Below are 5,463 nucleotides of genomic sequence, written 5' to 3'. Positions count from 1 at the left end.
GATCTCGACCGGGTGCGGGTGTCCCGCAAGACACAGGGAGGACCATGACTTTCGCGGAGGCATTGGATGAGCGCGCTCTCGTTTGCGACGGGGCGATGGGCACGATGCTCCACGCGGCGGGCAATTCGCTGGATCGCGCGCTGCCCGAGTTGAACCTGTCCAATCCGGAACTGGTGAGCACGGTCCACGAAAGCTACGTCGCCGCGGGGGTGGACATACTGCTCACCAACACCTTCGGCGCGAACCGCCTTCGCCTGGCCGAGCATGGCCGGTCCACCAGCGTCCGCGACATCAACCTGGCGGGTGTCCGTGTCGCCCGGCAAGCCCGCCGCGGCGTGGACCGGACCATTTTCGTCGGCGGCTCGGTTTCGCCCGCGGTGAGCGCGAGCCAGCGCCAGAGCGTGCGGGCCGACGAGCGGGTCGAGGTCATCCGTGACCAGGTACAGGCGCTCGTCGATGGTGGCGTGGACCTGCTGGTGCTGGAAGCCTTCGGCTATCTCGACGAACTGGTGGAGGCGGTCGAGGTGGCGGCCGGGCTCACCGAACTGCCGATCCTCGCGCAGGCGACGTTCACCGCCGAGGGCGTCACCCCCGGCGGCGAGACCCCGCACGAGGTCGCGGGCACATTGAGCGAGTTACCGGTCGTGGCGCTCGGGGCGAACTGTACGGTCGGCCCACAGCGCATGCTCTCCGTCGTCGAGGAACTCAGGCGCTACACCACGTTCCCGATCAGCGCCCAGCCGAACGCGGGCCTGCCCCGCCGCGTCGGCCGGCGGTTCGAGTACAGCGTCAACGGCGACTATCTCGCCGGATACGCGCGCCGTTGTGTGGCAGCCGGCGCCTCCGTCGTGGGTGGCTGCTGCGGCACCACCCCCACCCACATCCGGGACATCGTCACGAAGCTGGGCGACCTGCGACCCAAACAGCAGCGCCGCGCCGAACCGGCGCCGCGCAGGCCGGTCGTCCAACCGGAACAGAGCGGGCTCGCGCAGAGCCTGGCGGAGCGGAGGTTCGTGGTCGCCGCGCAGATCTCGCCCCCGGCGGGCGGTGGCGCCGAGGAGGCCACGGAACTGGTCGTCAAGCTGCGCGAACAGGGTATCGACCTGATCTTCGTGGCGGCGCTGGGGAGCGCCCGCGCGCAGGTCAGCTCGGCCAGCCTGACGCTGCATCTGGAACGCGAGGTCGGCGTCGAGACGATCGCGACGGTGACCACCTGGGACAAGACGATCATGACCCTGCAGGCCGATCTGCTCGGCGTGCACACCTTCGGCATGCGGGCGGTGGTCTGCGAGACGGGCAACCCGCCGCTGCGCGGTGACTACCCGAACGCGGACGGGATCTGGGAGGTCGACTCCGTCGGCCTGATCGAGTTGCTGGCCGGCCTCAACGACGGCCGGGACTGCAACGGCCTCACCCTGGCCACCAAGACCTCGTTCCACATCGGCGCCCGGTTCAACCCGGGCGCCGAGGATCTCGACGCCGAACTCGCCCGCGCCAGGGCGAAGATCAACACGGGAGCGCAGTTCCTCATCACCAGGCCGGTCTACGAGGTGGACACCCTCGCCGCCATGCTCGCCGAACTGTCCGAAGAGGACGTTCCGGTGCTGATGGCGGTGTCCCCGCTGGTCGGGTTCGCCGAGGCGGAGTATCTCGCTCACGAGGTGCCCGACGTCCGGATCCCGCCCTCGGTGTTGGCCGCCATGGCGGAGGCGGGGGACCGCGGCCGCGAGACCGGGCTGAAGCTGGCGATCGATCTGCTCACCGAGGCGCGCCCGCTGGTTCAGGGTGTGGTGCTGGTGATGCGGGACGGCCGGAAGCTCGCCGACGTGCTGCCCTTGGTGCGGCCCGAACCGTAACGATTTCGGGCTACCGCGGACCCGGACACTGTGGCGAACTCCCGTCAGTTGTCACACCTTGCTTTCGGGAGCGGGGCCGGCGTCAGGGGTAGCCGTGAACTCAGGTGGGGCCGGGTTCGTAGCCGGTTCACAGCGCCATGGTTACCAGCAGAGCCGGCCCGAGTACCTGTCGCCGATCATCGACGCGATGCGCCGGCGTCAACCGTGTTGCGGGACAAGGCATCGTCGGCACAGCGAGAAATAGGCAGCTAGAAATGGGCAGCGAGATAGGTGGTGAAGCGCATGTCGACATCGTCGGCGGTCAGCCCGAAATCGGCGAGGGTGTAACGGTGGGCCGGGCGACCGGCGCCGGAGGTACTTTCCGTGTGGAGCGCGGCCATCGCGGCGCGGGCATCGTCGCTCAGCGGTAACCCGAACTGCCGGTAGATGGACTCGACGGTGCCCAGCGGGTCGGCGACGAAGTCTTCGTAATAGACGTCGCGGAACTGGGCCCGGTCATGCCGCTTGCGGTCCTCGAGGAACTTTTCGGCGCCCCGGGCCCACAGGTCGAGTTGCGCGCGGCCGAGGACCGGGCCGGTGAACTTGTCGGACCATCCGGCCGAGGCCTGCTCGTTGAGGCTGCACACGGAAGCGACGATGGTGCGGGGCGCGCGATGGGTTTGGATCACCAGCGCGTCCGGATACACCGCGAGCAGCGCGTCGAGAGCGAACAGGTGGCTCGGGTTCTTCAGCACCCACCGGCGATCCTTGTCCGGCAGGCCGATCAACTGGAGATTGCGCCGGTGCCGGAGATAGGCGTCCGTCCAGTCCTCCTCGCGCAGCCATTCCGAATAGGTCGGCAGGAAGGCGAGGCACTCGAAGGAAGTCGACTTCATCGACTGCCGCAGCAACTGCCAGCATTCCTCGACCTGCTCGGCGGAGGTGTGGTGCACTCCCATGAACTCCGGATGCTCCACGTGATGCTGCTCGTAGCCCGCCTGGATCCGCTGGAAAACCGGGTTGTCCGCCCAGGTTTCGCGGGGCGGGCGGGGCTGCGGCACCTCGGTCAGCCACACCTGGAGGCCCTGGTGCGCCGGATCGGCCGTGAGCAGCCGGTGCAACGCCGTCGTGCCGGTGCGGGGCAGCCCGGTGACGAAGACCGGCCGTTCGATCCGCACGCCGGCGTGTTCCGGAAACTGTTTCCAGGATGCCTCGCTCAGCAGCCTGGCCACCAGCGCGCCGCGCAGGAAAGCCCGCTTCACCTTGTTGCCGAACGGGGTGAGCGCGGCGTCCCGCTCGTAGGATTCCAGCAGCACCGCCAGGCCCTCGCGGTAACCATCGTCGCCGAAATCGTCCAGCCCACTGAACCGGGTGGCCGAGGCGTGCAGATCCTCGACCGTGCCGACGTTTTCGCGGCCGATCATGCGCAAGCTCCCTTTTTTCGGCGGCCTTGCACGCGAACGCGATCGTGTCGCCAGGGCGTGGCCGCCGGTGTCGCGGTCTTTTCGTCAAGCGCCTGCCGCCCCGATATCGTGGCCTCCGGCCAAGGGCGCGCTGGGTGGTCGTCTGGAAATCCGCCAAAGCCGAACAGCTCCCGCCGCTCAATGGTGGTATTCGCCGCAGTTGACGTCGAGACAGGCCCCGGTGATCGCGCGTGCCATGTTCGAGACCAGGAAGACCACCGCGTCGGCGATCTCGTCCGGTTCCGGCAGTTTCCGGAGGTCGATGGTGGCCGCGGTCTCGGCGTAGATCTCCTCGGCGGACACTCCGCGTTGCTGTGCCAGGTAAGCGAAGTACCACTTCAGGTTGTCCGCCCAAATGTAGCCGGGCGCCACCGAATTGACCCGGATCCCGCGCGGGCCCAGCTCGGTGGCCAGGCTCTGGGCGAGCGCGAGCAGGCTGGACTTCGCCATCTTGTAGGCGCCGAAGGTACGCCGGGAATGCCGCAGCACCGCCGAATTGATCATCACCACGGATCCGCGCGACTGCTCCAGCGCCGGCGTGAACAGCCGGGTCAGCCGCAGCGCTGCGATCACGTTGGTCTCGAAGCCCGCGCGCACCGCGTCTATGTCCACATCGGACAGATCGGTAATCGGCGGGATGGCGAATGCGTTGTGCACCAGGGCGTCCACGCGGCCGAACGCGTCCAGGCTCGCGTCCACGAGATGCGCCGCGGCCGCTTCGTCGTTGATGTCCGTGGGCACGGCCACCGCGCGGCGGCCCAGCCCGGCGATCTCCTTGGCGACTTCGGCGAGCCGCGATTCGGTGCGAGCGGCGAGCACCACGTCCGCGCCCGCGTGCGCGCTCCGCACGGCGATGGCCCGGCCCAGCCCGGGTCCGATCCCCGACACCACGACGACCTTGTCCTGCAGCAATGCCCTCGGCTGTTCTTCCCGCGATCTTGCGCGCGCACGCGTCGACGGGGCGTCGCTTTCGTGTGCCGCGTCGTCTTTGGCGGGGGCGCGCTCAGTGGTTGCTTCGGGCGCCGCGCCTTGTTCTGAATTCCTTTTCACCCCAGCATCCTCCGCGCCACGGCGGCCTGCCGGGCCGCGATCCGGGTGTGCCATTCTTCCGGTGTCACGCGGGCCTGCTCGTAGAACGGCAGACGTTCGGGCAACTCGCTGAAGTTCACGATGCGGACCTCGGGACCGTCGTCGGGCTTGAGCTCGCCGGAGAGCCGCTGCCAGCGGATCTGCACATAGGCCCGGCGGTGCCCCGTCCGTTCCAGCCAGTTCGCCAGGCCCGGGTCCCGTTCGCTGATCACGAACCGGATCTTGCCGTCGGGATCGGTCCGCGCCTGGTCGGCGGTGAGGCTCGTCTGGTGGTTGAGGTAGTCCAGGGAGATGTACCACATGCTGCCGAGTTGGATGCCCTGATAGGGCGCGTCCGACTTCGGCACGGTGACGATCATGACCTGGCCCTCGTCGAGGTCGTAGTGGCCGACCGAGGAGAACTGGGTGGCCAGGCCGCCCGGCGTCAGGCGCGGCTCGGTCAACGTGTTGACCGGCAGTTCGAGATAGAACCACTTCGGGAACGCGAGGAAGGTCTTCAACCGGGACAGCAGGATCTTGCCTGCCACGCCGTAGCGCTTCGTCAGCGTGTCCTTCGACGGCGGCGGCGGGGCGTGCCCTGCCCGGTCGGCCCGGTGGATGCGGATCATGCCGCGTTCCTCCGCGGCCCAGTCGCTGTGCACCTCACGCACCACGAGCATCGCCGAGTCGGGCCCCAGGGTGAAGTAGTTCGGCCCGCCGGGCTGTGTCTTGCCTCTGGCACCGGCGGGTGCGGGACCGAACCGGATTTCGAGCCACCGTCCGGTGCGATCTCGATTTCACGGTCGTCGAAGGCCGTCAGGCTGTCGGGCACCTCGACGGGGGAGTAGTCACCGTTGAGGATCTGGAAGCTCAGATCCCTTGTCGTGCCACGGGTTCCGGTGACCACGTACTCCGCGTCGGGACGCAGGTGAGAATGGAAGTACAGGGTGTCCGGGTTGTCCAGGCCCATCTTGGTGTAGGGCCCGGTGGACTGGACGAAGAACGGAAAGTCACGTTCGTAGGCCCAGGCCATCTGCAGCGACGCGCGGATGCTGCCGGCGAGGTAGTCGTAGCCCTCGACGAGATCCTGTTCCGAC

At 68.3% G+C, this 5,463-nt stretch carries 3 protein-coding genes and 1 pseudogene; 1 reads left to right on the top strand and 3 read right to left on the bottom strand.

Annotated elements, in window-relative coordinates:
* The first annotated feature begins 44 nt into the window (after positions 1-44).
* The gene (locus tag VJT49_RS15395) at positions 45-1,856 is read left to right on the top strand and encodes a bifunctional homocysteine S-methyltransferase/methylenetetrahydrofolate reductase (protein WP_324165493.1); all 1,812 of its coding nucleotides are present in this window, start codon (positions 45-47) and stop codon (positions 1,854-1,856) included.
* A 248-nt stretch (positions 1,857-2,104) separates the two neighbouring features.
* On the opposite strand, the gene VJT49_RS15390 is transcribed toward VJT49_RS15395, so the two are convergent.
* The 3 genes and pseudogenes from VJT49_RS15390 to VJT49_RS15380 all read right to left on the bottom strand — a co-directional run.
* Entirely contained in the window at positions 2,105-3,259 is a 1,155-nt protein-coding gene (locus tag VJT49_RS15390) for a sulfotransferase (protein ID WP_324165492.1), read from the bottom strand.
* Positions 3,260-3,436: 177 nt separating this feature from the next.
* A complete protein-coding gene (locus tag VJT49_RS15385; RefSeq protein ID WP_324165494.1) occupies positions 3,437-4,210 on the bottom strand; it encodes an SDR family oxidoreductase in 774 nt (257 codons plus the stop codon).
* Between the two features lie 134 nt (positions 4,211-4,344).
* A pseudogene (locus tag VJT49_RS15380) lies at positions 4,345-5,463 on the bottom strand (hypothetical protein); the annotation flags it as partial.

It is taken from the genome of Amycolatopsis sp., assembly GCF_035276945.1.
GTDB lineage: Bacteria > Actinomycetota > Actinomycetes > Mycobacteriales > Pseudonocardiaceae > Amycolatopsis_E.
This window is presented reverse-complemented; position numbering and strand designations above follow the sequence as displayed.

Coding starts and splice junctions, on each gene's coding strand:
- VJT49_RS15395 (WP_324165493.1), top strand. CDS start 45: ATGACTTTCGCGGAGGCATTGGATGAGCGCGCTCTCGTTTGCGACGGG.
- VJT49_RS15390 (WP_324165492.1), bottom strand. CDS start 3,259: ATGATCGGCCGCGAAAACGTCGGCACGGTCGAGGATCTGCACGCCTCG.